The sequence below is a fragment of the Plantactinospora sp. WMMC1484 genome, assembly GCF_049315195.1.
Taxonomy (GTDB): Bacteria; Actinomycetota; Actinomycetes; order Mycobacteriales; family Micromonosporaceae; genus Plantactinospora.
Genome location: NZ_CP186055.1, coordinates 1,250,671 through 1,276,382 on the forward strand (window position 1 = coordinate 1,250,671; position 25,712 = coordinate 1,276,382).

The following is a 25,712-nucleotide window of genomic DNA, read 5'->3' on the forward strand; positions in this document are numbered from 1 at the left end:
GCTCCGTGGCCAGGGATGCCGGGTAGGTGCATCGGGCGCCCCGAACGACCGGTTTCGTCAGGTGTATGAAGAGGTGACGCCCGATGGGGCTGGACAACGTCGCGGTGCGCTGGCCGCGGACCGGCCGCTTCTACGATCCGGTCGCTCCGGCCGAGTTCGTCGACTTCGGCGAGTTCGCCGACGACCCGGAGGTGGCTGCGCCGACGGCGGCGCTCGCCGGATACATCGCCAAGAACGGGTCGGTCCGGGCGACCGCCTACACGGAGTTGGTCGACCTGTTACTCGGCCTGGACGGTGTGCTCTACGCCACCGAGGCGGCCGCCGAGGACGAGGATCCGGTGATCGACCCGGACGGCTGTGCCTGGATCGCCGGCGGTCTGGAGCGCTTCGTCGACGGGCATCGGGAGCACGGCGAGATCGTGACCTTCGACACGGTCAGTGCCGTGCTGCGGGCGGCGCTCGCCGACGGCCGCCTCGCCGACCAGCAGCTGCGCTGGCTGGACAGCCGGCTCGATGCGCTGCGCGACGATTCGGGGGCGCCGCCGCAGTGGAGCTTCCCCCGCTCGGAGCTGGCGGTGCTGGGCGGCTTCTACCGCCGCTGTGCCGAGCGCGGCTTCGCGGTCTACGCCGACTCCTGAGACAGGCCGGGCAGACAGGCCGGCCGGGACCGGAGGGGTGCGGCGAGTCAGCCGTAGGTGTCCCGGGGGCCGCGTCCGCGTACCCGCCGGGGGCCCCGGGACCAGGACGGCGCCGTGGGGCCGTGCACGTGCAGTCGGCGGACCACGCCGTGCCCGACCTCGGCCGCGATCCGGCGCAGCAGCGATCCGGCCAGCAGCCGGAGCTGGGTCGCCCACGCCGTCGACTCCGCCTCGACCGTCAGCTCTCCGTCCTCCAGCTTCACCGGGCGGCTGTGCTTCGCCACCTCCGCGCCGACCACCCGCTCCCAGGCGCCGAAGACCGTCGCCTCGGCGGCCGGCTGCTGCCAACCCCGGGCCTTGACCAGCCGGGCCAGCACCGTACCGAGGAGTTGCGGATCCCGGGGGTCGGGCCCCGGCCCGGAGTAGCCACGCGGCCGGCGCCGATACCCGCCCGGACGCCCGCCCGAGCCGGCACCGCCGGGCGCGCCGTCGGCCGCCGGCTCCGCGTCCGGGTCGGCCCTCCCGGGGGTACGCCGGCGCGGGCCGGACGCCTTCCGCCGGGCCAGCGCGGCATCGAGGACCGCCCGGGCCAACGCCGGCCCGGCCAGCTCGCCGTGCTCGCCGTCGGTCGTCGGCGAACCGGCGTGTGCGGGCTCGGCACCGCGATCGCCATTGCCGCCGCGGGCGGCCTCGGTACCGTGCTCGTCGTTGCCGGCGCCCACCCCCCTGCCGGTGCGATCGTCCCTGCCGGTGCGGTGGGCGGCCGGGGGATCCGCCGAGCCGCGCGGCTCCGGATCAGTGGACACGGTGCACCTGCCCGTCCGCCACCTCGTAGCGGGCGCCGCGCAGGGCCTGCGGCACGTCGTCGGCGACCGCGCAGGTGACCAGGAGCTGGCTGGCGCCTACCACCAGCTCGGCGAGGCGTTCCCGGCGGCCGCTGTCCAGCTCGGCGAAGACGTCGTCCAGCACGAGCACCGGCTCGACACCGTCGGCGCGCAGCAGGTCGTAGGCGGCGAGCCGGAGCGCCAGCGCGTACGACCAGGACTCGCCGTGACTGGCGTAGCCACGGGCCGGCAGCGTGCCGAGGGTCAGGGTCAGCTCGTCGCGGTGCGGGCCGACCAGCGTCACCCCGCGCTCGACCTCCGCCGGCCGTGCCTCGGCGAGCGCGGCGTGCAGGGCCGACTCGAGCGTCGAGCGGTCCGGCGCCGGGTCGGCCAGTTCCACCGACGGGCGGTACGCGATCCCGGCCGCACCCCGGCCGGCGGCCACCGCGTCGTACGCCTTGGTCACGTGCGGCCCCAGGGCGGCGACCAGCTCCAGCCGCCCGGCGAGCAGTTCCGCACCGTGCCGGGCCAGGTGGGCGTCCCAGACCGCCAGGGTCGACAGGTCGCCACCGCCCCCGGCCGGTTGCTCGGCGTCGGTGCGGGTCGACCGGCCCCGCCCTCCGGCGCTCTTCCGGGCCAGATAGGCGGTACGCAGCAGCGCGTTGCGCTGTTTCACCACCCGATCGTAGTCGGCGCGTACCGCCGCGTACCGGGGCATCCGGGTGACCAGCAGGTCGTCGAGGTAGCGGCGCCGCTCGGCCGGATCGCCCCGGACCAGTTCCAGATCCTCCGGGGCGAAGAGCACCAGCCGCAGCGCGCCGAGCACGTCCCGGGCCCGCCGGGCCGGCGAGCGGTTCAGCCGGGCCCGGTTGGCCCGGCCGGGGGCGATCTCCAGCTCGACCAGGAGCTCCCGGCCATCGTGCACGATCGCGCACCGCAACACCCCGGTCGCCGCGCCGGCCCGCACCAGCGGGGCGTCGGTGGCGACCCGATGGCTGGCGAGCGTCGCCACGTAGCCGAGCGCCTCGACGAGGTTGGTCTTGCCCACCCCGTTCGGGCCGACGAAGACGTTCCCACCCGGCTCCAGGTCCACCCCGACCCGCTCGTACGAGCGGAAGTCGACCAGTTCGAGCCGGCGGACGTACACGGCTAGTTCTTGCGGACGGCGTGCCCGCCGAACTGCTGGCGCAGCGCCGAGACCGCCTTCAGGGCCGGCGAGTCGTCCTGGCGGGAGGAGAACCGGGCGAAGAGCGAGGCGGTGATGACGTTCAGCGGCACGGCGAGCCGGACCGCCTCGTCCACCGTCCACCGCCCCTCGCCGGTGTCCTCGGTGTAGTCGCTGAGATCGGAGAGGTCGGGGTCCTCCTCGAGCGCCCGGTCGAGCAGGTCGAGCAGCCAGGAGCGGACCACCGTGCCGTCGCGCCAGGACTTGAAGACGCCCGGCACGTTGGTCACCAGTTCGGAGGCGGTGAGCAGCTCGTAGCCCTCGGCGTAGGCGTGCATCAGGCCGTACTCGATGCCGTTGTGCACCATCTTGGCGTAGTGCCCGGCGCCGACCGGCCCGGCGTGCACGAAACCGAACTCGCCCTCCGGCTTGAGCGCGTCGAAAATCGGCATCAGCCGACCGACGTGCTGCTCGTCGCCGCCGACCATCAGGGCATAGCCGTTCTGCCGCCCCCAGATGCCGCCGGAGACGCCGACGTCGAGATAGCCGATGCCGTGCCGGTCGAGCTTCTCCGCCCGGGGCAGGTCGTCGGCGAACCGCGAGTTTCCGCCGTCGATGACGATGTCGCCGGGAGAGAGCACCTCGATCAGCCCGTCGACGGTCGCCTCCGTGTACTGCACCGGCACCATCAACCAGACGGCCCGGGGCGCGGCGAGCCTCTCGGCCAGTTCGGCGAGGCTGGCGACATCGGTCAGCGCCGGATTCTGGTCGAAGCCGATCACCTCGTGCCCGGCGGCGCGCAGTCGGTCGCGCATGTTGCCGCCCATCCGGCCGAGGCCTACCAGGCCGAGTTGCATGAACTTTCCTTCCAGAATCGCGTGGGCTTTCCTGCCGGAACCGGTCCGCTCAGCGGGTGACCCGGATCGGCATGATCAGATAGCGGTAGCCGGGGACGATCTCGCCGTCCTCGCCGCAGGGCGAGATCACCGCGGGCTTGAAGGCGTCGACGAAGGAGAAGACCGCCAGCGCCGAGCCGAGGTTCTGCAGCCCGTCGATCAGGTACTGCGGGTTGAAGCCGATGGTCAGCGGCTCGCCGGTGAAGGTGGCGTCCATCGCCTCGCTCGCCCGGGCCTCCTCGGTGCTGCCGGCCTCGACGACCAGGCCGTCGGAGCTGAAGTTGAGCAGCACCGGCGTGGTCCGGCCGCCGACCAGCGAGACCCGCTTGACGACCTCGGTGAGCGCGGCGACCGAGACCCGGGCCTCGGCGTTGGAACTGGCCGGGAAGAGCGAGCGCACCGGCGGGTAGTTGGCGCCGTCCAACAGCCGGCTGGTGGTCCGGCGGGTGCCGCCGGCGAAGCCGATCAGCCCCTCACCGGCGGCGCCCTGCGACAGCGCCATGGTGACGTCGCCACCGAGCGGGCCGAGTGCCTTGGCGGTGTCGTGCAGGGTCCGGGCCGGCACCAGCGCGTTGATGCTGACCTCCGGGTCGTCCGGCCGCCAGTCGATTTCGCGCAGGGCCAGCCGGTAGCGGTCGGTGGCGAGCATCGCCAGGGTCGAGCCGTTCAGCTCGATGCGCACGCCGGTCATCATCGGCAGTGTCTCGTCCCGGCCGGCGGCGATCGCGACCTGGCCGACCGCGGCGGCGAAGGTGGCCGCGTCGATCGTGCCGGCGCTGCCGGGCATCTCGGGCAGGGACGGATAGTCCTCGACGGGCATCGTCGGCAGGGTGAACCGGGCGCTGCCGCAGACCAGCTCGAGGTGTGCCCCGGCGGCGGCGATGTCGACCGGCTTCGCCGGCAGCGCCTTGGTGATCTCGGCGAGCAGTCGCCCGGAGACCAGCGCGGCGCCCTCCGCCTCGCTCTGCACGTCGACGGTCACCTGGCTGGAGACCTCGTAGTCGAAGCCCGAGACGTGCAGGCCGCCCTCTCCGACCCGGAGCAGGACGCCGGCGAGCACCGGCACCGAGGGCCGGTTGGGGAGACTCTTCGCGGTCCACGCCACGGCGTCGGCGAGCGCGTCACGCTCCACGCGGAACTTCATGCCTTGCCTCCGGATCGACGTCAGCGACAACTGTCTCATGCCGGCGGCCGCCTTCCGGCCCCGCCAACCGTGCGGGTCTGCATCGCACCTTAGGCCCCGGCCGCATCGGCTGTGCGCCCGACCCCGGTCCTTCGGCAGATCCTGACCTGTGGGTACGACAGATCAAAAGACTCCACAGGATGCCCAACGCCGGTGATTGTTTTTTGTTCTCTTGAAGAGATAACTCAATCGTCTTCATCGGTGCTGTGCAAACTGTGGAGAAGCCGCCTTCGCGCAGGTCAGCGCCTTGTCCACAGGTGTGCGAGGTGTGGAGGACCGGGACGAAAAGTGGCTCCGCGATCCACAGGCGCCGCCGACTCACAGGTTTTCCACGGTTGTCCACCGGCCGTCCACCGGGTTACCCACCGGCTTTTCCCCATCTGTGGGCACAGCCTGCCAGAGATCGACGGGCGCTGTCCCCAGAACCTTCAACACGTCGTGCACAGCCCCGGTCGGGGCGGTGGAGAAGTTGGTGGCTCCGGGTAATCGTCCACACACGTTTCCCCAGGCTCGTCCACAACCTGTGGGTTGTCCGGTCGGCGGGGGCCGGAGTTATCCACCGTCCGTGGACAACCGACTGTGGACAGCCTGGGTACGACACGCCGCTGCCGCGTACGACCGACCTACGGCCGAGGGCCGGGTACGGGGCCGACGCGACCCGGTACCCGGCCCTCGGCCGGCCTCTCCGGTTACCTCAGGTGTTCTGCTTGATGCGGTTCGTCAGTTCGGCGATCTGGTTGTAGAGCGAGCGGCGTTCCGCCATCTGCTGTCTGATCTTCCGGTCGGCGTGCATCACCGTCGTGTGGTCCCGGCCGCCGAAGGCCTGACCGATGCGGGGCAGCGACAGGTCGGTCAGTTCCCGGCACAGATACATGGCCACCTGTCTGGCGTTCACCAGCACCCGGGACCGGGACTGGCCGCGCAGGTCCTCCAGGCTGACGCCGAAGTAGTCGGCGGTGGAGACCATGATCTGGTCCGCGGTGATCTCCGGGCCGGAGCCGTCCGGGATGAAGTCCCGGAGCACCTCCTCGGCCAGCGATAGTTCCACCGGAGACCGGGTCAGCGACGCGAACGCGGTGACCCGGATCAGCGCGCCCTCGAGTTCGCGGATCGAGTTGGCGATCCGGGAGGCGATGAACTCCAGCACGTCCGGCGGGGCGAAGAGCCGCTCCTGTGCCGCCTTCTTCTGCAGGATCGCGATCCGGGTTTCCAGGTCGGGCGGCTGGATGTCGGCGAGCAGGCCCCACTCGAAGCGGGTACGCAGCCGGTCCTCCAGTGTCGCCAGGTCCTTCGGCTTCCGGTCGGAGGTGATCACGATCTGCTTGTTGGCGTTGTGCAGCGTGTTGAAGGTGTGGAAGAACTCCTCCTGGGTCCGCTCGCGGTTCTCCAGGAACTGGATGTCGTCGATCAGCAGGATGTCGACGTCCCGGTAGCGACGCTGGAAGGCACTCGTCTTGTCGTCCCGGAGCGAGTTGATGAAGTCGTTGGTGAACTCCTCGGTCGAGACGTAGCGGACCGAGCGGGCGTTGCCCAGGGTCGTCGCGTAGTGGCCGATCGCGTGCAGCAGGTGGGTCTTGCCCAGCCCGGAGCTGCCGTAGATGAAGAGCGGGTTGTACGCCTTTGCCGGGGACTCGGCGACCGCGACCGACGCGGCGTGGGCGAACCGGTTGGAGGAGCCGATCACGAACGTCTCGAACATGTACTTCGGATTGAGCCGGTTACCGCCGACGTCCCCGGCGCCGCCGACGCCGCCCGGCCGGCGGTCGTCCCGGCCGCCTGGTCGGTGTGCGGGGTTGGCACCGCCCCGCCCCGGCCCGCTGTCGGTCCCGCCGTCCCGTCCCGGCCCGAGTCGTCCGCCGGAATCCCGGGTGTCGTGGTAACGGTGATCCGCCGGCCGGTGGTCGACGCCGAACTGGCCGAGTTCGCCGGTGTCGAGCCCTCGCTCCTCGAAGCCCCGTCGATCCTGGTGCGGCGCGGTCGGCCGGTAGGGCTCCGGGTACGGCGCGCTGAAGAGCGTCTCCTGGCCGTCCCGGCTGGACGGGATCATGTTGGTGCGGGGGGCGTCGGGCCGGGGGATGTCGCGCCGGCCGGACGGCCGATCAGTGCCGTCGATCGGCACCTGGGCCGAGCCGGTGAAGGTCGGGGGTTTGCGGCCGGCTGGCTGGTCCGGCACGAGGCCGCGGTTTCCGGGTACGTCATGCTCCGGCCCGTCCGGACGCTCGTGATCCGGTCGTGCCGGGTACTCGCGATCCGGCCGCTGCGCCGGATACTCGTGTTCGGTCGGGTTCGGGAAGCGGAGCGGCTCGGCACGGTAGCCGACCGGCGGATCCGGACTGCCGTAGCCGGTCGGCGGATCCGGAACGCCATGGCCGGGCGACGGCTCGCGGTCGCCGTAGCCGCCGGCCGGATTCGGGTAGCCACCGGACGGATCGGTCGGCGTCGGCCCGGCGTACCCGTCCGGCGGGGCGTCCTCGTATCCGCCGGTGGTCCCGGTCTGGTTCGGGAGGCCCTCCATCGGATAGCCGGACGCGCCGCCCGATCCCGGCTCGGCCGGGGGCCCGGCGAGCGCGGTGTCCGGCCCGGCGGGGTAGCCGGCACCGGCGGCGGGGCGGGCGGGGCCGTCGCCGGGCGAACGTACGGTGACCGCCACCTGGACCGCCCGGCCCAGGCGGCGGGAGAGGGCTTCCGTGATGGCGGGGCGGAGCCGCGTCTCGATCACGTCCCGGGTGAAGGCGTCCGGTACGGAGAGCAGCGCGGTGTCCTCGATGATCGTGTGCAGGCGGGTCAGCCGGAGATAGGCGCGCTGCTGAGCCGAGATGATCTCGTCGGCCAGCTCCTCGGTCGTCGCCGCCCACACCGCGCCAAGGTCGATCGTGTCGGCCACCGTCGCGCCACCCCCATCGCCTCTGCGTCTCCGGCCGCCGTTGCCGTCCCAGTCGACCGTTCCAGGCTTGCTAACCGTGCTCGAACAGGCACGACGCGGCGTCCGGCGGTTGCCGGCGCCGTCCACAGGTTATCCACAGCCTGTGTATCGACCGATTGTGTCGCCCGGCCGGGCGTCCGTGTCGTCTACCCCCGGCCCGACCGGCGTTGACGCGGGTTCATCTGTCGAACGATCGACGAGCTTGTCCGGTTTTGCCCGTCAGCGGCATCCCCACCCCTTGACGCTGACGTGCAATCGGGCACGCTAACAGCGTTGTCCACACCCCATCAACCGTCGGCCCGCCGGACGCCTGTCAACACCCTTGTCAACATCAGCGAAATCCCCCGCCGGCCGGGTCGTGACCGCGCCGCCCACCCGGCGGAGCAGCCCGGGGCGGCTACGACGTTTGACGGCCGTTGTCGGGCTGCGTAGGCTCCAACGGTTGCTCTCCGACCCTCTGCTAGGGTGGGAGAGACTTGACTGCGGCCCGGCACGGGCCGTGGCTGATTCCTGGGCGGTGCCGATTGCCGGACGGCACCGGGCCGCCCGGTGGTCGACGCCAGACAATCACACGACCCCGCTCTCACACGACCGGGGCGTAGGACGACGGAGAGCCTGACGTGAGCAAGCGCACCTTCCAGCCGAACAACCGCCGGCGCGCGAAGACCCACGGCTTCCGGCTGCGCATGCGCACCCGGGCTGGCCGCGCCATCATCTCGGCCCGCCGTGGCAAGGGTCGCACCCGCCTGTCGGCCTGACGGCTGGCGGGGCCGGTCCGGGGATGTAGGCAGTCGTGCTGGCGGCCGCACAGCGACTGCGGCGCAGCAGTGACTTCGCCGCAGCGATCCGGGGTGGACGACGTGCCAACCGAGGCTCCGTCGTGGTCCACCTCGACCTCACCGCCGTACCCGTCTCCCCGATGACCGAAACGACATTGAAGCCGGCCCCGGGTGCCGGTGCCGGGCAGGAGCCCGCGCCGGCCCGGGCCGGCTTCGTCGTCTCCAAGGCCGTCGGCGGCGCGGTGGTCCGCAACCGGGTCCGCCGCCGCCTGCGCCACCTCGTCCGCGACCGCCTGCCGGGCCTGCCGCCCGGCGCCACTCTCGTGGTACGCGCGCTACCCGTCGCCGCCCAGGCGTCCTACGCCGCGCTCGGCGCCGACCTGGACGCCGCCATCGCGGCGTCGCTGGCCCCCCGGAAGCCCTCCCGGCGGCACCGATGACGGACTCCTCCGCCCGTACGCGCGGGATGACAGTCGGTGCCCGAGTGCTGACCGGAGCCATCGTCGCGTACCGTCGTTGGATAAGCCCGGCGCTGCCGGCCCGCTGTCGGTTCTACCCGTCGTGCAGCGCGTACGCCCTGGAGGCGGTCACGCGGCACGGTGCGATCCGGGGAGCCTTCCTGGCGGTACGGCGGCTCTTGCGCTGCCACCCCTTCCACCCCGGTGGATATGACCCGGTGCCGGAGCCGGGCGCACGCCGCCACGCCGATGTGACTGGAGCCCCGAATTGAGTCTCGACTGGATCTACTGGGCGATCTCGTGGATCCTGCTGCTCTGGCACTCCGCCTGGGACGCCATCGGGGTGTCGGCGGACGCGGTGCTGGGCACCAACTGGTCCTGGATCCTGGCGATCATCTTCCTGGTGGTCACCCTGCGGGTGATCCTGTTCCCGATCTTCGTCAAACAGATCAAGTCGCAGCGGGCGATGCAGGCGCTCCAGCCCCAGCTGAAGGCCCTGCAGGAGAAGCACAAGGGTGATCGGGAGACGCTCCAGAAGGAGATGATGGAGCTCTACCGGAAGGAGAAGGCCAACCCGCTGATGGGCTGCCTTCCGATCTTCCTGCAGGCTCCGGTCTTCATCGGTCTCTTCCACGTGCTCCGCCGGCTCGACCCGGCGAACCAGGGCAAGACCCGGTACGGCTGGACGGTCGAGCAGTTCGAGAGCGCCACCCACGCGCGCCTCTTCGACGTGCCGATCGCCGGCAAGTTCGGCTCCAGCGCGGCCGAGCTGGCCCGACTGAACGCCAGCGGCGTTTCGGTCAAGGTCCTGGCCGGGGTCCTGGTGGCCATCATGATCGCCACCACCTACCTGACCAGCCGGCAGATGATCCTCAAGACCGGCTGGGCCGAGGACCCGCAGCAGCGCATGATCCAGCGGTTGATGCTCTACGGCATCCCGGCTTCGCTGCTGGTCTCCGGCGCCATCTTCCCGATCGGTGTGGTCATCTACTGGGTCACCAACAACCTCTTCACCCTCGGCCAGCAGCAGTGGGTGCTACGCAAGTACCCGCCGCCGCCGACCGCGACCATGGGGCGGCTACCGAAGCCGGGCGAGTCGGCCCCTCGGCGTACCACCGCTACCGGCTCCCGGCGCAGCACCGACGCTCGCAACCCGGTGCAGTCCGGCAAGCCGGCGAAGCCGGCCGGACGGTTTGGCCGGTCCAAGGCCAACGGCGCGCAGCCGGAGAAGCCGGCCGTCGACACCAAGGCGCTGGCCCCGAAGCCGGGCGCCAAGCCGGTCAACCCGAAAAAGGGACGACCGGCGAAGCGTCAGGGTTGACGCGAAGGGTCACTGTGCCGTAACTGTCGGTCAGTGACTCGAGAGGACTCCGGCCCGTGCTGCCACCACCAGCGTCGGCGCCGGACCGGAGTCCGCCGCGCCCCGTGACGACGGGCATCGTTGCCCGCGCAGACGTGCCCGTGGCACTCGGCGATCTCCCGCCGGGCCCGGGAAACCAGCGGGACCGTTACGGTCCGGCCGAGAGAGTACGGAGATGAGACCGTGACCGACACCAGTATTCCGCGTGCCGAGCAGCCCGTCGGCGACACCGAACCGGACCTGCCGGCGGGCTCGTCCGCGGAAGCCGAAACCACCGAGCCCGCTGCGGTTGCCGGGAAGAGCGCGGACGCCGGTCTGGACCAGGAGGACGACGCGGACGGCGACGAGGCCGACCCGTCCGGCAACGGCGGCAGGCCGGCCGGGGCCACCAGCGACGAGGACCTGTTCCGGCAGAGCGAGATCGCCGCGGACTACGTCGAAGGGCTGCTGGACATCCTCGACTACGACGGCGACATCGACGAGCTGGTCTCCGCTGGGCGGCCGGTGGTCGAGGTGGTCGGCGGCCGGTTGCAGGCGCTGGTCGGGCAACGCGGTGCCACGCTGGAGGCGCTGCAGGAGCTGACCCGGCTCGCCGTGTTCCGGCAGACCGGCTCGCCGAGCCGGTTGCTGCTGGACGTCGGCGGCTACCGGGCGAACCGGCGCAAGGAGCTTTCCGCGGTGGCGAAGAACGCCGTGGAGAAGGTCAAGCAGCATGGCGACGCGGTCCGGCTGGAGCCGATGTCGGCCTTCGAGCGCAAGTGCGTGCACGACGTGGTCAACGCGATCAGCGGGGTGGAGAGCGAGTCAGAGGGCGTCGAGCCGAACCGCCGGATCGTCGTACGGCCGGTCGACTGAGCGGTCGATGACGCCTCGATCCGATCCCGGCCCGGGTGGTGCACCACCGCCCGGGCCGTTGCCTGGGCGGGCCGGTACGGGCCCGGACCCCTCCGGTCCTCCGGTCATCCCGCTGCCGGCGGGCCTCGTCGACCCGGCCCGTACCCTCTTCGCCGACCGGCTCCCGCTCGCCGCCGCGTACGCCGAACTGCTCGCCGGTCCCGGGGTGCTGCGCGGTTTGATCGGCCCCCGGGAGACGACCCGGATCTGGGACCGGCACCTGCTCAACTGCGCCGCGATGGCGGAGTTCGTCCCGGCCGGCTCCTCGGTCGTGGACGTCGGCTCCGGTGCCGGGCTGCCCGGGATCGTCCTGGCGATCGCCCGACCGGACCTGACGGTCACGCTGGTGGAGCCGCTCGCCCGCCGGGCCACCTTCCTGGCCGAGGCGGTGAGCGCACTCGATCTCTGGGAGACGGTCACCGTGGTAAGGGCACGCGCGGAGGAGCTGACCTCCGGCCGGCGCGCCCGGCGTGGCACGCGCCGCGCCGGCAGGGGCGGCCGGCCCACGGACGCGCCTCCGCTCCGGCCGGGCGGGCCGGTGGAATTGGCCGATCTTCCGGACGATCTTCAGGTGCCGGCCGATGTCGTGACGGCACGGGCCGTGGCGCCGCTCGACCGGCTCGCCGGCTGGTGCCTTCCGCTCGCCGTCCCCGGCGGGCGGCTGCTGGCGCTCAAGGGGGCCAGCGCCGCCGACGAGGTGGCGCAGCACGCCGAGGCGGTACGCCGGTTCGGTGGCTCGCCGCCGCTCGTCCGGCTGGCGGGTGTCGGGCTGGTCGACCCGCCGACGACCGTGGTTGAGGTGCAACGGGAGCGCATCCGTCCTCCGGCCGCCACGCCGCCGCGTGTTGCGGACGCCCGACGCCGCCGCTAGCCCTCCCGGCCACCGCCCGCCAGAGCCCTCCCGGTCACCGCCCGCCAGTCGACGGCCGCGTTCGGCCCCATCGTCGGGACAGCTCCGGAGCAGGGCGGCATCGCTCCGACCGGAGCGAACTCTCGTCCAGTTCCCGTCCAGTCACCGACCCGGCCCTGCGGAGCGGCTCCCCGAAGGCACGATTTCTTGCCGGCCGGAAAGCCCCGAATCTGCTGACCAGACGCGGTTTCGGCGCCGCGTTCCGCGTCGGAACGGTTTTCAACCTACGGACAGCCGTGGCCCTGGTTGCCCAGCGGCCGTAGGCTGACCGCGCGTCGATAGTGTAGACCGGGCAGCGGATGGCACCCTCAGGCTTCCGCTGATTCTCGCCGGACCGCACATATTACGCCCTGAAGCGCGGGCATGGGCGCTGATCGGGCCGACACCATCCGAAGTTGGCAGGGATGACACGGTGCATGACAACGGTAGGTACGACGATCCAGGAATGACGGACCCCGGGGGCTACCACTCCGCCGGCGCTGATGTTTCACGTGAAACCGACTACGAGGGTTGGTCGGCCAGCGGCCGGGCTCGGCCGCCGGGCCGGACCGATGAGCCCGACGGCCAGCCGACCGGGTACGACCCGACTCCCTCGCACGCTCCGAGCCGTGGCACGGCCCGGGTCACGCCACCCTCCGGAACGCCGGAGCGCGGTGGGCCGGCCTACCACCAGGCGGGCTCACCCTTTGCTCCGGACGCGGCCGCACACGGGCGGGCCGCGGAGCTCCCTCGACAGCCGAGAGGCGAACCGAGGCCGGAGCAGCCCGGGACCGATCCGGACTACCCGAGGTCCGCCGGGCGGGCCACCACGCCGACGTTCACCGCACCGTCTGACGAACCGGTGCCGTCGGTGGGCCAGCACGGTGGCGGTCAGGCCGCGCCGGCGGTCCCGGCCGCACCGCAACCGCGGGCGCGGCTGGAGGAGACGCGGCCGGATACTCGCGGAGGCGCCGAGTCTCGGTCCGAGTCGCCACCAGACACGCCGCCCGCGACGGCGGAGCCCTTCCCAGAGGACGCCGATTCCGACGCGTACGTTTCACGTGAAACATCGACGCGCGACCAGGACGATCCCCCGTTGGCAATGGAGGCAATGCGCGCTGTGCAAATCCTGAACCCGAGCGGCGAGGTGACGATGCCGCGTCCGGACCGGCCACGGATCATGTGTGTCGCGAACCAGAAGGGGGGCGTCGGCAAGACCACCACCACGGTCAACCTGGCGGTGGCCCTGGCGCTGCACGGCAACCGTGTCCTCGTCGTGGACCTCGACCCGCAGGGGAACGCGTCCACCGGGCTCAACGTGCCCCACCACGCCGGTGTGCCGGACGTCTACGACTGCCTGATCGACAACGTCCCGCTGGCCGAGGTGGCTCAGACGGTGGAGGGGATCCCGGACCTGTGGTGCGTACCGGCGACCATCGACCTGGCGGGTGCCGAGATCGAACTCGTCTCGGTGGTGGCCCGGGAGTCGCGCCTGGCGAGGGCCATCGCCGGGCATCCGGCCGAGTTCGACTACGTCTTCATCGACTGCCCACCCTCCCTCGGCCTGCTCACGGTCAACGCGTTGGTCGCCGCCCAGGAGGTGCTGATCCCGATCCAGTGCGAGTACTACGCACTGGAGGGTCTCAACCAGCTGATCAACAACATCAACCTGGTACGACAGCACCTGAACCCGACCCTCGAGGTCTCGACCATCCTGCTCACCATGTACGACCGGCGGACCCGGTTGGCGGATGCCGTCGAGCAGGACGTCCGGAACCACTTCGGCGACAAGGTGCTGCAGGCGGTGATCCCGCGCAATGTGCGGGTCTCGGAGGCTCCGAGCTACGGCCAGTCCGTGATGACTTACGATCCCGGTTCGCGGGGCGCCACGAGCTACTTCGAGGCGGCCCAGGAGATCGCGATGCGCGGCGTCAAAGAGTCTGTTGGCCGCAATGCATAGCTCGGTTGATGCGTCGGGAGGCGTGACATGAAGAACCGTCCGCGGGGCGGGCTGGGGCGAGGTCTGGGTGCGCTGATTCCCACCGGACCGGAGTCCGCCGCCGGAGTGGTGACGGCGGAACCGCCGGCCAGCCGGTCGGAGGCCGGGGCGCCCGCGTCCGGCACGGCCTCCTGGTCCGCCCCGGTGCCTGCCGTTCTGGAGCAGCCGACGGAGCTGGAGCTGGAGCTGGCGCCGGTGCCCGGTGCCCGGTTCGCCGAGATCCCGCTCGACGCGATCGTGCCCAACCCGAAGCAGCCACGTCAGGTCTTCGACGAGGAGGCCCTGGAGGAACTCAAGCTCTCGATCCAGGAGGTCGGCTTCCTCCAGCCGATCGTGGTACGCCAGCTTGCCGACGACCGGTTCGAACTCGTGATGGGCGAACGGCGCTGGCGCGCGGCACAGGCGGTCGGCCGGGAGTCGATCCCGGCAATCGTCCGGGACACCCGCGACGACGCGATGCTCCGAGACGCGCTGCTGGAGAACATCCACCGGGCCAACCTCAACCCGCTGGAAGAGGCGGCGGCCTATCAACAACTGCTGGAGGAGTTCGGCGCGACGCACGAGGAGCTGGCTCGGCGGATCGGCCGCAGCCGGCCACAAATCTCGAACACCATCCGGCTGCTGAACCTGCCGGCGGAGGTGCAGAAGCGGGTGGCAGCCGGGGTGCTGTCGGCCGGGCATGCTCGGGCGCTGCTCAGTCTCGACAGTCTGGCCGCGCAGGAGGAACTGGCCCGCCGGATCGTGGCAGAAGGGCTCTCCGTACGGGCCACCGAGGAGGTTGTCAAACTCGCCGAGGCGTCGCCCAGCCGTCCCAGCCCGGCGAAGCGGCGCCCCAAGGTACACGCTCCGGGACTGGATGATCTGGCGGACCGGCTCTCGGACCGGTTCGACACCCGAGTCAAGGTCGACATCGGTCGCAGCAAAGGGAAGATCACGATCGAGTTTGCCACCGTGGACGACCTCGAACGGATCGTCGGCCTAATCGGGATGACGGGTGCCGAGGCGGAGGCCGACGGGTCGCCCTGATCGTGCGGTCGGACCGCCTCGCGCAAGCGGGTGACGGGCCGCGATCTCGACAGCTCCAGCGATGGCCACGGCCCGGATCTACCGGGAGCCGTGGCCATTGCCGTTGCGCTGCGGACGATGCCCCCCGCGCTGCGGACGAGCCCGTGTCGTGGTTTCACGTGAAACGACGGCATGCGGCTGGCGGGCGGGCGGCGGTCGCTCCTGTGCCTCCTTCAGCGGCCAGGCAAGGACGGGCCGTGCCGGGGAGGTGAACGCCGGGCGGTGGGCGGCCGGGCGCCAATGTTGCGCCAGGCCAGCGGTCGTGCCTGAAGCAGCGGTCGTGCCTGAAGCAGCGGTCGTGCCTGAAGCAGCGGTCGTGCCGTGAAGAAGACGGGCGCGCCGACGCGTGCGGTCACGCCTGACGCATGCGGTTGGACGGGTCTGATCGGAGGCGACCGGCCCGTCAGGGCGGGCAGCTCCGTCGAGGTGGTCAGCTCTGTGGGCGGCGGTCAGCTCTGTGGGCGGCGGTCAGCAACGCTTCGCGCAGGGCTCGAGTCCGGCGCAGCGGTATGTACAGCGCTCGTATGTACAGCGCTGGAGCGTCGCGGGACGGCAGGCATGCCCTCCCGGCCGGCGGCGCCATCCGTCCGTCTGGGCTCAACGCACCCGTCAGCCGACACCGTTCTTTGTCCGGTCGGTCCGGGTCCGGGCTCGGACGCGGCTGGCGCCGCCGACACGCCCTGGGCGCGGGTGCATGGCCGCGGGTACGACTGGTGGCAAGCTGCGGCCAGCGCCGGACATCTACGGCCTGTCCGAGCCGCGGGGCCCTGGGCGTCAGCACTCCACCCGAGCCGCCTCTGCGCCGCCTGGGACGTCTGCGGTAGTCCACAGGAGTTGTCCACAGGGCACCCTCGTTTCACGTGAAACAGCGCGTGGCACGCGGTGTGGGCCTGTGGATGACGGAGTAGGAAACGGTCGTCGGAGGCGCCGTGGCCGGTCGGACGGCCCTGATCCGACGGCCGGAACCGGCGGCCGAAACAGGGTAGGGACAGCGGTGCCGAACTCGGTTAGGGTCAGCCTCGTGCCCCACACCCCTCCCGCTGTGCCGGACTTCACCAGGTGGCCTTCGTTCCCCTTCGAGGGGGAGTTCCGGGTCAAGCAACTCGACGAGCCCGTAGCGGTGGAACCGCCGCGCAAGGGCGAAGGTTCCAGCGAATGCCACTCCTGTAATGCTCCCGACGACGCCTACATCTGGGTCAGTGAACGCTGGCGGGTACGTGCCATGGATCGGCCGACCGGTCTGCCGATGGTGCTGATCCTCGAATCACGTTCGCATCTGGATCTGGGCGACCTACCCAATCTGCTCGCCGCCGAACTCGGCGTGATGACCGTTCGCCTGGAGCGTGCCGTACGGTCGCTCGACGGTGTGGCCAGGGTGCACGTCAACCGCTGGGGTGACGGCGCGGCCCACCTGCACCTGTGGTTCCTGGCCCGGCCGTACGGTCGGCTCCAGTTGCGCGGCACCTTCCTCTCCCTCTGGGACGACATTCTGCCCCCGATCCCGGAAGCACAGTGGCGGGAGAACCTGGCCATGGTGGCGGCCTGGCTCGCCGAGTTCGGCGGACGTCCGCTCGCGGAACCACCTCGCATCCAGTGGCAGGCGCCGTCCAGCCTGGCTCAACAGATCAGTGCGGAGCCACCCGCCAATGCTCCGGATGACGGTCCGCTCCTGGTGCCGGTCGAGCCGGCCCTCGATGCGCCGGCCGCTTCACCCGTGCCGACGGCCCCGCAGGAGACGATGACGGAGAGCCTGGTGACGGAGAATCTGGCAGCGGAGGCACCGAGCATGGAGACGGCGACGGTGGCAACGGCCGGGGGCACCGAGCCGACGGGCACCGAGCCGACCGGAAACGAGCCGACCGGAAACGAGCCGACGGCGCAGAGCAGCAGCCGCCCACCCGGCATCCCAGAGGCGCCCGAGGATCCGGCCATCCGGACCCGGTAGCCGCGGCCAGGACGCCCGGACGTCGCACCTCGCACCGGACTCCGCACCCGCATGCAGGGAGCGAACGGCGACCCGAACCGCATCGGCCCGACCGGATCTGGGACGACCGGATCTGGGACGACCGGTCGGGCCGGGAGACGAACGACCGGACGGACGTACCGGGTCGGGTCGGGCGGTAGCTACCCCGGCTCGGTGCGCCGGCCGGGATGAGCCGCTACCGGCCCGACCGGTCGGTCACGGGCGGCCGGGACCTCGCCGCCGGGACGCGCGGGTGACCAGCGTACGGAGCAGCTTGCCGAAGTCGAGACCGGCGGCGGTGACGGCGAGCGGTAGCAGCGAGGTTTCGGTCATCCCCGGTGAGACGTTGACCTCCAGCACGTGCGGCTGGTCGGTCTCGTCGACGATCAGGTCCACCCGGGACAGGTCCCGGAGCCCGAGCGCGGAGTGGGCCGCGAGGGCGGTCTCCGCCACCCGGGCCGCCACGGCCTCCGACAGCCGGGCCGGGGCGTGCCAGGTGGTGAGCCCGGCGGTGTAGCGAGCGGCGTAGTCGTAGACGCCGTTGCGGGGGACGATCTCGACGGCGGGCAGGGCCTGCGGGCCGTCACCCAGGTCGACGACGGAGACCGCCACGTCCATTCCGGGCACGTAGCGCTCGACGAGGGCTGTCGAGTCGTACGCGAAGCAACCGACCATGGCCGCCGGCAGCGCCGCCGGATCCCGGACCACTGCGGCGCCGAGGCCCGATCCACCCTGGGCCGGCTTGATCATGAGTGGCAGGCCGAGCCGCTCCACGATCCGCTCCAGTACCGCCACCGCGCCGAGTTCGGAGAAGCGGTCGTGTGGCAGCGCCACCCAGTCCGGGGTGGGGATGCCGCTCTCCCGGAGCACCGCCTTCGCGGACGGCTTGTCCCAGGCGAGCCGCGACGACCGGGCGTCACAGCCGACGTACGGCACGTCGCAGATGTCGAGCACGCCGCGGAGTGAGCCGTCCTCGCCGGTCGAGCCGTGCAGGGCGATCACCACCGCGTCCGGGGGGTCGTCGCGGAGCAGCGGGAGCAGGGAGACGTCCGCGTCCCGGAGCTCCGCCTCCACCCCGGCCGACCGGAGAGCGTCGAGCACCCGCCGGCCGGACTTGAGCGACACGTCCCGCTCGTACGACAGGCCACCGGCGAGCACCAGCACACGGAGTTCCGCCGTGAGCTCCGGTACGAGCTCCGGCCAGTCGGCGGCGTGCAGGGGATCGTCGGCTGAGTGCGTACCCATGCCGGAGATCATGCCAAGTCGGGACCTGGCACGTCCGCGCCGGCCTGTCCTCGCCGGCTCCGGGACGGTGCCGCCACCGTGCCGAAGACCTCGCGCATCGCGGTCTCCTGCTCCATCACGGTGGCCAGCCGGCGTACGCCCTCGCGGATCCGCTCCGGCGGTGGGAACGAGAAGTTGAGCCGCATGTGCCCGGCGCCGGTGCCGTCGGCGAAGAAGCCGGTGCCGGGAACGTAGGCGACCCGGGCGGCGATGGCCCGGGGCACCATCGCCTTGGCGTCCAGGCCGTCGGGAAGAGTCGCCCAGACGAAGAGACCGCCACCGGGCTCGGTCCAGCTCGTGCCGGCCGGCATGTAGTCGGCGAGCGCGTCGAGCAGGGCGTCGCGGCGCTCCCGGTAGACCTCGCGGTAGATCTTGAGCTGCTGCCGCCACGGCATCGTGGTCAGGTAGGTGGTGACGGCTGCCTGGGCGAAGGCGCTGGGGCAGAGGATCTGCGCCTCGCTGGCGATGACCAGCTTGTCGCGTACGGCGTGCGGGGCCAGGATCCAGCCCACCCGCAGCCCGGGAGCAAAGGTCTTGGAGAAGGTGCTGAGGTAGAAGACGCCGTCGCGGCGACGCGCCCGCAGCGGCCGTGGTGCCTCGCGGTCGAAGCCGAGCTGGCCGTACGGGTCGTCCTCCACCACCAGCAGGCCGGCGCGCTCGCAGATGTCGAGCACCCGCTCCCGCCGCTCCTCGCTGAGCGTCACGCCGGCCGGGTTCTGGAACGTCGGGATCGTGTAGAGAAACTTCGCGCGCCGCCCCGAACGGGCGACCTCGGCGATGGCCAGCTCCAGCGCCTCGGGGATCAGGCCGTCCGCGTCCATCGGGACGTGCACCACCTGGGCCTGTGCGCTCTGGAAGACGCCGAGGGCACCGACGTAGGTCGGTCCCTCGGCGAGCACGACGTCGCCCGGGTCGAGGAAGAGGCGGGCGATCAGGTCGAGTGCCTGCTGGCCGCCGACGGTCACCACCACGTCCTCGGGGGAGGCACCGCAACCGACGTCGATCCCCGAGAGCGCCATCACCTCGCAGATCCGCTCCCGGAGCTCGAGCGTGCCCTGGCCGATGCCGTACTGCAGTGTGCTGGTGCCCTGCTCGGCGGCGAGCTGGTTGAGCATCTCGCCGACCGCGTCGAGCGGCAACGCCGCGATGTAGGGGGCACCGCCGGCCAACGAGACGACCTCCGGACGGCTGGCGACGGCGAACAATGCGCGGATCTCCGACGCCGTCATTCCCCGTACGCGCCGGGCGTACCGGTCCGTGTAGTCGTCGAGCGTGGTGCCGGTCATCAGGCTGCCTCCTCGCTGCGCTCCTGGTGCGGTCTCGGGAGTCGGCCGGCAACTCCGCCGGTCGGCGCTCGTCGATCGATCGTAGTCCGGCTCACCCGGGCAGGCCCTCGGACCAGCGGGTTGGTCCACATGTCGGACCGGCCGACCCTGCCGGCCAGCGCCTGATCGGGCGGAACGGTGCGTAGTCGAGCGGTCCTCTCCCCACCAGGGAGGTTCCGGCGTACGATCACTCGTTGGGGGTAGGGGCCGGAGATGGCGACATTTGCCGTCTTGGGGCCTCCAAGGATGATTTGTGGGGATGCGCCGATGTCGCGACGTCTGGTCAGTCTGACCCTCGACACTCTGGAAGACCTGCCTCGGCCGTGTCGCCAGTGCGTCTACTGGGAGCTGGATCCGGTGGCGGCCGGACGCGCACGCGAGGCGGGCGACCCGGGCCTGGAGAAGGAGGCCTGGGTCTCCCAGACACTGCTGGAGTGGGGCTCCTGCGGGAAGCTGGCATACGTGGACGGTATGCCCGCGGGATTCGTGATGTATGCCCCGCCCGCCTACGTTCCTCGGTCGATGGCGTTTCCGACCTCCCCGGTCTCGGCGGACGCCGCGCTGCTGACCACCGCGCACATCGTCACGGCCTTCGCCGGTGGCGGTCTGGGCCGGATGCTGGTCCAGGGGGTCGCGCGCGACCTGACGAAGCGCGGGATCAAGGCGATCGAGGCGTTCGGCGACGCGAAGTTCGGCGATGCGGGCGAGGGCGCCGGAGGATGCGTCGCCCCGGCCGACTACTTCCTCTCCGTCGGCTTCAAGACGGTACGACCCCATCCGCGCTTTCCCCGCCTGCGGCTGGAGTTGCGTACCGCGATGTCCTGGAAGTCCGACGTCGAGTACGCGTTGGAGAAGCTGCTCGGCTCGATGAGCCCGGAAGGGCTGCTCCGCCCGGTGCGTCCGGCCACCCGCTCGGCCGTCGGTTGAGAGCCGGAGCGGGCGGCGGTCGGCAGGGCGGCGCTCAGTCGAGCGAGGCGCCCGCCGCGACCACCGCGCGCAGCTCGCTGACGTCGATCGAGCCGGTCGGTACGTCCTCCTCGACCGGGAAGTACATCCGTTGCACCGCCGCGACGACGGCGTCGACGACCCGGTCCCGGAACCGGGGATCGATCAGCCGGGCCCGGTCGGTGGGCGAGGTGAGGTAGCCGACGTCGACCCGGACCGCCGGCATCCGGGTCAACCGGAGCAGTTCCCAGGTCTTCGCGTGGGTCTGGCAGTTGCGCAGCCCGGTCCGGACCACGATCTCCCGCTGGACGAGCCCGGCGAGCCGTTCACCGACCGTCGAGGTCACGCCGTTGGAGGTGCCGTAGTGGTAGGTGGCGACGCCGTCCGCCTCCGGGTTGGCGTGCCCGTCGATGTGCAGCGAGATGAGCAGGTCGCCGCCGAGTTCGTTGGCCAGCTCGGCCCGGTCGAGGTCGGCCAGGGGCGCGGCGGGTGCCGGACCCCTGGTGAGGTGGACTCGCATGCCGGCGGCGGCGAGCCGGCCCTCCAGCCGTGCGGCGAGGTCGTAGGCGAGGTCCGCCTCGGTCCAGCGCAGCGCGCCGTCCTGGACCACGAAGCCCGGATCGAACGGGTCGTGGCCCGGGTCGATGACGATGACCTTGCCGACCAGGTTCGGGCCCGACTGGCGGAACGCGTCGGACTCGCGCAGCAGGGTCGGCCGGCCGCCGACCACCTTCCGGCCCAGCCGGCGCAGCGCGTGCATGGTCTGCGGACCGCAGGCGCCGTCCGGGGAGAGGCCGACCTCGCGCTGGAACTGTGCGACGGCGCGGGCGGTGCGGGCTCCGTACACGCCGTCGGCGCGGCCCACGTCGTAGCCCATCTCCAGCAGGCGCTCCTGGAGGGTACGGACGTCCTCGCCGATCAGCGGGTCGGGGATCGCCTGGTAGAGGGTGCGGGCCCCGAGGCGCCAGCGGGCGGCGTCCAGCGCGCGCCAGGTTTCCGGGCCGACCTGGCCGTCCACGCTGAGCCCACGGTCCTGCTGGAAGGCGCGTACCGCGCGCTCGGTTTCCTCCTCGAACTCGTCGGCGCCGGGCGGGCCACCGGCGGGCAGCAGGTTCAGGCCGACCAGGACGGCCCGGATCTCGGTGACCGCACGTCCCCGGTCACCACGTCGGATCGGACGCACGGACGACCTCCCTCTGTCTGGCGGCGGCTGCTCTGCCCGACGGGCAGGCGATGTCGGAACGGCGTCGGCGACCGGGCCGGCGGCCGACGGTGTGCTGCTCCGGCGGCGGCGGACGTTCTGCTGCTCCCGACCGCCCGCCGCACCACCGGAGGCGGATCCGCGTCGGGTGGCGCCGGCCCACCCTCGGCGAGAAGGAACGCTTCCGGAGCGTACCGTGACACTCCGGCGCCCGCCCGTTGTTGACCGTACGCGATCGGGCCAACCCCTCCGGAGCTGGGGATATCTCCGCTATGACCGCCGACGTGGTCGGCCGGTGCCCGGCGGCGGAAAGCCGGCGCGCCCGCTCCCCGGGCTGCGGAGGCGGGCGCGCCGGCGTGGCGGTGCGGCGGCTACAGGGCCGTCTCGATGAGCTTGATCAGGTCACTCTTGGGGCGGGCGCCCGCGATGGACTGCACGGGCTCGCCACCCTTGAACATCGTCAGGGTCGGCACCGACAGCACCCGGTAGGCACGGGCCGTCTCCGGGTTGTCGTCGATATTGAGCTTGACGATGCGGACCTTGTCCCCCATTTCGCCGGCGATCTCTTCGAGCAGGGTGTCGACCTTGCGGCACGGTCCGCACCACTCGGCCCAGAAGTCCACCAGTACCGGCGTGTCGGACTGCAGCACGTCACTGGCGAAGTTGGCGTCGGTGACGGCGCTTGTTGCTCCCACTAGTCCTCCTCGGGGGTTGCTTTCGTGCGTCTGACAATCAGTCTTCTTCGAGCGTCGCGAGAAACCGCTCGGCGTCGAGGGCGGCGGCACAGCCGGTGCCGGCCGCGGTGATCGCCTGGCGGTACGTGTGGTCGACGAGATCGCCGGCGGCGAACACTCCGGGGATGTTGGTCCGGGTGCTCGGTGCGTCGACCTTGACGTAGCCGTTGTCGTCCAGCTCCACCTGCCCCCGGAAGAGCTCGCTGCGCGGGTCGTGACCGATGGCCACGAAAACGCCGCTGACGTCGAGCGTCTTGGCCTCGCCGGTGTGCGCGTTGCGTAGCCGTACGCCGGAGACCTTGCCGTCGTCGCCGAGCACCTCCTCGACGACGCTGTTCCACTCGACGTGGATCTTTTCGTTGGCCAGCGCGCGATCGGCCATGATCTTGCTGGCCCGGAACTCGTCGCGGCGGTGCACGATGGTCACCTTGCTGGCGAACTTGGTGAGGAAGGTCGCCTCCTCCATCGCCGAGTCGCCACCACCGACGACCACGATCTCCTGGCCCCGGAAGAAGAAGCCGTCACAGGTGGCACAGGACGACACCCCGTGCCCGAGATATTCCTGCTCGCCCGGCACGCCGAGCGGCCGCCAGGCGGAACCGGTGCTCAGGATGACCGCCTTCGCCCGGTAGGCCGTCTCGCCGACGTAGACCGTGCTCGTCGCGCCGGAGGCCGGCACGCCGGTGTCGACCAGCTCGACCCGGGTCACGTCGTCGGTGACGAACTCGGCCCCGAACCGCTCGGCCTGCTTGCGCATCGAGTCCATCAGCTCCGGGCCCATGATGCCGTCCGCGAAGCCGGGGAAGTTTTCCACCTCGGTGGTGGTCATCAGGGCACCGCCGGACTGCACACCCTCGATGACCAGCGGTGTGAGATTGGCGCGCGCCGCGTAGACCGCCGCGGTGTAACCGGCCGGTCCCGAGCCGATGATGATGAGGTTGCGGACCTCGTCCACTGCCGTCTCCCGATGTGTGTCTCAGCGCCACCGGCGCCAGGCGCCGACGGCGGTCCGAGCGCCGGCCGCGTACGGCACCGGCACCTGCAAGCCAGAACGTCATCGTACGAACCGGGGATTCCCGAGCCGGTCATCCGGTGGGTCACGTCACTGCGTCGACGAAACGCGCCGATGAGGCGCTGTTCACCCTACCCGCGTCTGATAGGTGACGTCGGCACCGCCGGCCGGGGAGCCGCACTGCGGTCCGGTCACCCACGCCCAGCGGGCCCCCGAGCGATCGGTGAAGACGACGACCAGGGCGGCCCGGCCCTCGAACGTGGCGTAGTCGACCAGCTCGACCGCGACCGGGCCCTGGGCGTGGGTTGCCGCGATCGCGTCGAGGCACTCGGCGAGCGCGGAACGGTCACTCAGCCGTTCCAGCCCGCTCTGCGCCCGCATCGGCTGGCAGCACGCCTGGTCCGCGGCTGCCTTGTCCGGAGGGGGCGGCGTCCCGGCGGTCGGTCCGGCGCTCTCCCGCCGGGGCGGGGAGCTCGGGCTCACCGGTGGCGGGGTGCGGCTGGCCGACGCGCCCGGAACGGCCTGCCGGGTCAGGCCCGAGACGGTGTCGGGCAGGGAGGTCGGGGTGTAGTCGGTGCCGGTGGCCAGCATCCGCTCGGCGGAGGGTTCGAGCACCACCCTGGGCGGCCCGGAGCCGAAGACCTGGGGCGCGGCGGCGTCCTCGGCGGCACCCGCCGCCGTGTCCGTCTGCGAGTTGCTCCCTACCCCGACGGTGACGAGACGGCCGACCGCGAACCCGCCGAAGCCGGCGACGACGGTGGCGACCAGGACCGGCCCGGCCAGCCGCCGCATCCAGCGCCGCCGCCGGCTTGCTCTGCCGGAGCCGCCGCCCTCGGCCCGCCCGGGTACACCGGGACCGATCGGGCCGGGTCGCCCGGCCGGATGCGTCGGGCCGGCCGGCCGGGCGCCACCCGACGGCTTCCCCGCGGTGTCCGACGGCTTCCCGAGGTCTTCCGGGGAGGCGGTGGCTGCGGTCGCGGTGGGGACGGCGGTCACGGGCGCGTCGCAGAGCGCCGCCGTGAGCCGGTCGACCACCGCCGACGGCATCGGGGTCGGTTCCGCGGCCCAGCCGGTCAGATCGAGCCGTACGGCGTCGACGGCGGCGGTGAGTTCCGCGTATGCCTCCGCCCAGGACCGGTCCTCTGCGATCAGGCGGGCGACCTCGTTCTCGTCCGAGGTGCCGTCGAGCGCGCCGCCGACATAGTCGGCCAGCAGGTCGAGATCGACCTCCTCGAACTGGCCCCCGGTCACGATTCCTCCTGGTCCTGGTTGTGCCGAGCCCGCCCCCGGGGCTCCTGACTGCCCGCTCCGAGCCGACTCGACCCTGATCGGACGCCCGGAGCTGGCCGGGGGTTCCCGCCGGTGACCGAGCGCACCTCGGCGCCGGACGCGGCGCGGTCGCGATCCTCTCCGCCGGTCCGGAGGTGGCCGAGCAGCACCGCGAGCCGGGCCCGTCCCCGCGCGCACCGGCTCTTCACGGTGCCCTCGGCGACGTCGAGCATCTCGGCCACCTCGGCGACCGGATAGCCCTGCAGGTCGACGAGGACGAGGGCGGCCCGCTGCTCGATCGGGAGTTCGGCGAGTGCCTGCCGTACCACGAGGGTCGTGTCGTGGTCGGTGGCCGGGGCGGCCGGCTCGACGCCGCCCTGCCAGCGCGCGGCGTCGCCCGACCGGCTGCCCTCCGGCAGCGGCACCGTGGGATGGGCCTGCCGGCGGCGGATGCGGTCGAGGCACGCGTTGACCACGATCCGGTGCAGCCAGGTGGTGACCGCGGCCTCGCCCCGGAACCGGGCCGCCGACCGGTGTGCCGAGAGGAGGGCGTCCTGGAGGGCGTCCGCCGCCTCCTCCCGGTCGGTGACCGTACGCAGCGCCACCGCCCAGAGCCGGTCGCGGTGGCGGTGGAAGAGGGTGGCGAAGGCGTCCCGGTCGCCGTCGACGTGTGCCCGGAGCAGTTCCGCGTCGCTGCGCTCGGGGTCGCCCGGCGATGCCGACCCGGCCACCGGTACGGCCCGGTCCGGGCCCGGCCGACGCACCGTGCCGCTGCTCTCCGGGGCGTCCGCCCGATCGTGCCCCTGCCCGGCCGCACGGGGGCGCGGGGTCGGCTCGTCGTCGGTCCAGTCGGCCGGGGCGACCCGGCCGACTGCGTCGGAACCCCGCCCGCCGGTCATTGCCGCA

Annotated in this window: 23 protein-coding genes; 11 read left to right on the plus strand and 12 right to left on the minus strand. The window is 72.0% G+C overall.

All coding sequences use genetic code 11. From position 1 onward, the window contains the following. Positions 1-83: 83 nt before the first annotated feature. A complete protein-coding gene (locus ACN28C_RS05505) occupies positions 84-638 on the plus strand; it encodes a hypothetical protein (RefSeq protein WP_422772483.1) in 555 nt (184 codons plus the stop codon). A gap of 47 nt (positions 639-685) precedes the next feature. On the opposite strand, the gene ACN28C_RS05510 is transcribed toward ACN28C_RS05505, so the two are convergent. The 5 genes from ACN28C_RS05510 to dnaA form a co-directional block, all read right to left on the minus strand. Next, entirely contained in the window at positions 686-1,360 is a 675-nt protein-coding gene (locus ACN28C_RS05510; RefSeq protein ID WP_422774538.1) for a DUF721 domain-containing protein, read from the minus strand. Positions 1,361-1,433: 73 nt separating this feature from the next. Further along, entirely contained in the window at positions 1,434-2,609 is a 1,176-nt protein-coding gene (recF, locus tag ACN28C_RS05515; RefSeq protein WP_422772484.1) for a DNA replication/repair protein RecF, read from the minus strand. Between the two features lie 2 nt (positions 2,610-2,611). Continuing rightward, complete coding sequence (gnd, locus tag ACN28C_RS05520; protein ID WP_422772485.1) at positions 2,612-3,484, minus strand: phosphogluconate dehydrogenase (NAD(+)-dependent, decarboxylating); 873 nt, start codon at positions 3,482-3,484, stop codon at positions 2,612-2,614. Positions 3,485-3,533: 49 nt separating this feature from the next. Continuing rightward, on the minus strand, positions 3,534-4,667 hold the full coding sequence (dnaN, locus tag ACN28C_RS05525) for a DNA polymerase III subunit beta (RefSeq protein ID WP_422772486.1): 1,134 nt from the start codon (positions 4,665-4,667) through the stop codon (positions 3,534-3,536). 733 nt (positions 4,668-5,400) lie between these two features. Further along, positions 5,401-7,590: a chromosomal replication initiator protein DnaA gene (gene dnaA / locus ACN28C_RS05530; protein WP_422772487.1), complete on the minus strand. Its 2,190-nt coding sequence runs from the start codon at positions 7,588-7,590 to the stop codon at positions 5,401-5,403. Between the two features lie 659 nt (positions 7,591-8,249). Here dnaA and rpmH point away from each other — a divergent pair. From rpmH to ACN28C_RS05575, 9 genes are all read left to right on the plus strand, one after another. Then, positions 8,250-8,387: a 50S ribosomal protein L34 gene (gene rpmH, locus ACN28C_RS05535; protein WP_318399805.1), complete on the plus strand. Its 138-nt coding sequence runs from the start codon at positions 8,250-8,252 to the stop codon at positions 8,385-8,387. A 35-nt stretch (positions 8,388-8,422) separates the two neighbouring features. Beyond that, positions 8,423-8,848 carry a ribonuclease P protein component gene (gene rnpA / locus ACN28C_RS05540; RefSeq protein ID WP_422772488.1) on the plus strand — a complete coding sequence of 142 codons (426 nt, stop codon included), beginning with the start codon at positions 8,423-8,425 and terminating at the stop codon, positions 8,846-8,848. 26 nt (positions 8,849-8,874) lie between these two features. Next, on the plus strand, positions 8,875-9,138 hold the full coding sequence (yidD, locus tag ACN28C_RS05545; protein ID WP_422774539.1) for a membrane protein insertion efficiency factor YidD: 264 nt from the start codon (positions 8,875-8,877) through the stop codon (positions 9,136-9,138). Further along, the gene (gene yidC / locus ACN28C_RS05550; protein ID WP_422772489.1) at positions 9,135-10,187 is read left to right on the plus strand and encodes a membrane protein insertase YidC; all 1,053 of its coding nucleotides are present in this window, start codon (positions 9,135-9,137) and stop codon (positions 10,185-10,187) included. The genes yidD and yidC overlap by 4 nt, the downstream gene beginning before the upstream one ends. Before the next feature lie 222 nt (positions 10,188-10,409). Then, on the plus strand, positions 10,410-11,081 hold the full coding sequence (locus ACN28C_RS05555) for a protein jag (RefSeq protein WP_422772490.1): 672 nt from the start codon (positions 10,410-10,412) through the stop codon (positions 11,079-11,081). A gap of 7 nt (positions 11,082-11,088) precedes the next feature. Beyond that, positions 11,089-11,991, plus strand: a complete 903-nt coding sequence (locus tag ACN28C_RS05560; RefSeq protein ID WP_422772491.1) for a 16S rRNA (guanine(527)-N(7))-methyltransferase RsmG — start codon at positions 11,089-11,091, stop codon at positions 11,989-11,991. Positions 11,992-12,871: 880 nt separating this feature from the next. Continuing rightward, complete coding sequence (locus ACN28C_RS05565; protein ID WP_422772492.1) at positions 12,872-13,969, plus strand: ParA family protein; 1,098 nt, start codon at positions 12,872-12,874, stop codon at positions 13,967-13,969. Between the two features lie 27 nt (positions 13,970-13,996). Further along, positions 13,997-15,034, plus strand: a complete 1,038-nt coding sequence (locus ACN28C_RS05570) for a ParB/RepB/Spo0J family partition protein (protein ID WP_422772493.1) — start codon at positions 13,997-13,999, stop codon at positions 15,032-15,034. Positions 15,035-16,115: 1,081 nt separating this feature from the next. Continuing rightward, positions 16,116-17,018 carry a hypothetical protein gene (locus tag ACN28C_RS05575; RefSeq protein ID WP_422774540.1) on the plus strand — a complete coding sequence of 301 codons (903 nt, stop codon included), beginning with the start codon at positions 16,116-16,118 and terminating at the stop codon, positions 17,016-17,018. Between the two features lie 234 nt (positions 17,019-17,252). Here the strand turns inward: ACN28C_RS05575 and ACN28C_RS05580 are convergent, their stop codons facing one another. Beyond that, positions 17,253-18,281: a D-alanine--D-alanine ligase family protein gene (locus ACN28C_RS05580; RefSeq protein WP_422772494.1), complete on the minus strand. Its 1,029-nt coding sequence runs from the start codon at positions 18,279-18,281 to the stop codon at positions 17,253-17,255. 8 nt (positions 18,282-18,289) lie between these two features. Then, a complete protein-coding gene (locus ACN28C_RS05585) occupies positions 18,290-19,606 on the minus strand; it encodes a PLP-dependent aminotransferase family protein (protein WP_422772495.1) in 1,317 nt (438 codons plus the stop codon). A 306-nt stretch (positions 19,607-19,912) separates the two neighbouring features. Between ACN28C_RS05585 and ACN28C_RS05590 the strand changes: the two genes are divergently transcribed. Continuing rightward, positions 19,913-20,572: a GNAT family N-acetyltransferase gene (locus ACN28C_RS05590; protein WP_421496240.1), complete on the plus strand. Its 660-nt coding sequence runs from the start codon at positions 19,913-19,915 to the stop codon at positions 20,570-20,572. Between the two features lie 34 nt (positions 20,573-20,606). Here the strand turns inward: ACN28C_RS05590 and ACN28C_RS05595 are convergent, their stop codons facing one another. The 5 genes from ACN28C_RS05595 to sigM all read right to left on the minus strand — a co-directional run bounded on the left by ACN28C_RS05595 (position 20,607) and on the right by sigM (position 25,705). Beyond that, on the minus strand, positions 20,607-21,773 hold the full coding sequence (locus ACN28C_RS05595) for an N-acetylmuramoyl-L-alanine amidase (protein WP_422772496.1): 1,167 nt from the start codon (positions 21,771-21,773) through the stop codon (positions 20,607-20,609). A gap of 389 nt (positions 21,774-22,162) precedes the next feature. Then, on the minus strand, positions 22,163-22,486 hold the full coding sequence (gene trxA, locus ACN28C_RS05600; RefSeq protein ID WP_422772497.1) for a thioredoxin: 324 nt from the start codon (positions 22,484-22,486) through the stop codon (positions 22,163-22,165). Between the two features lie 37 nt (positions 22,487-22,523). Continuing rightward, positions 22,524-23,480: a thioredoxin-disulfide reductase gene (gene trxB, locus ACN28C_RS05605; RefSeq protein ID WP_422772498.1), complete on the minus strand. Its 957-nt coding sequence runs from the start codon at positions 23,478-23,480 to the stop codon at positions 22,524-22,526. Between the two features lie 183 nt (positions 23,481-23,663). Next, positions 23,664-24,788, minus strand: coding sequence for a hypothetical protein (locus ACN28C_RS05610; protein WP_422772499.1), 1,125 nt, complete (start codon positions 24,786-24,788; stop codon positions 23,664-23,666). Beyond that, positions 24,785-25,705, minus strand: a complete 921-nt coding sequence (gene sigM, locus ACN28C_RS05615) for an RNA polymerase sigma factor SigM (protein WP_422772500.1) — start codon at positions 25,703-25,705, stop codon at positions 24,785-24,787. The genes ACN28C_RS05610 and sigM overlap by 4 nt, the downstream gene beginning before the upstream one ends. Between the last annotated feature and the right edge of the window lie 7 nt (positions 25,706-25,712).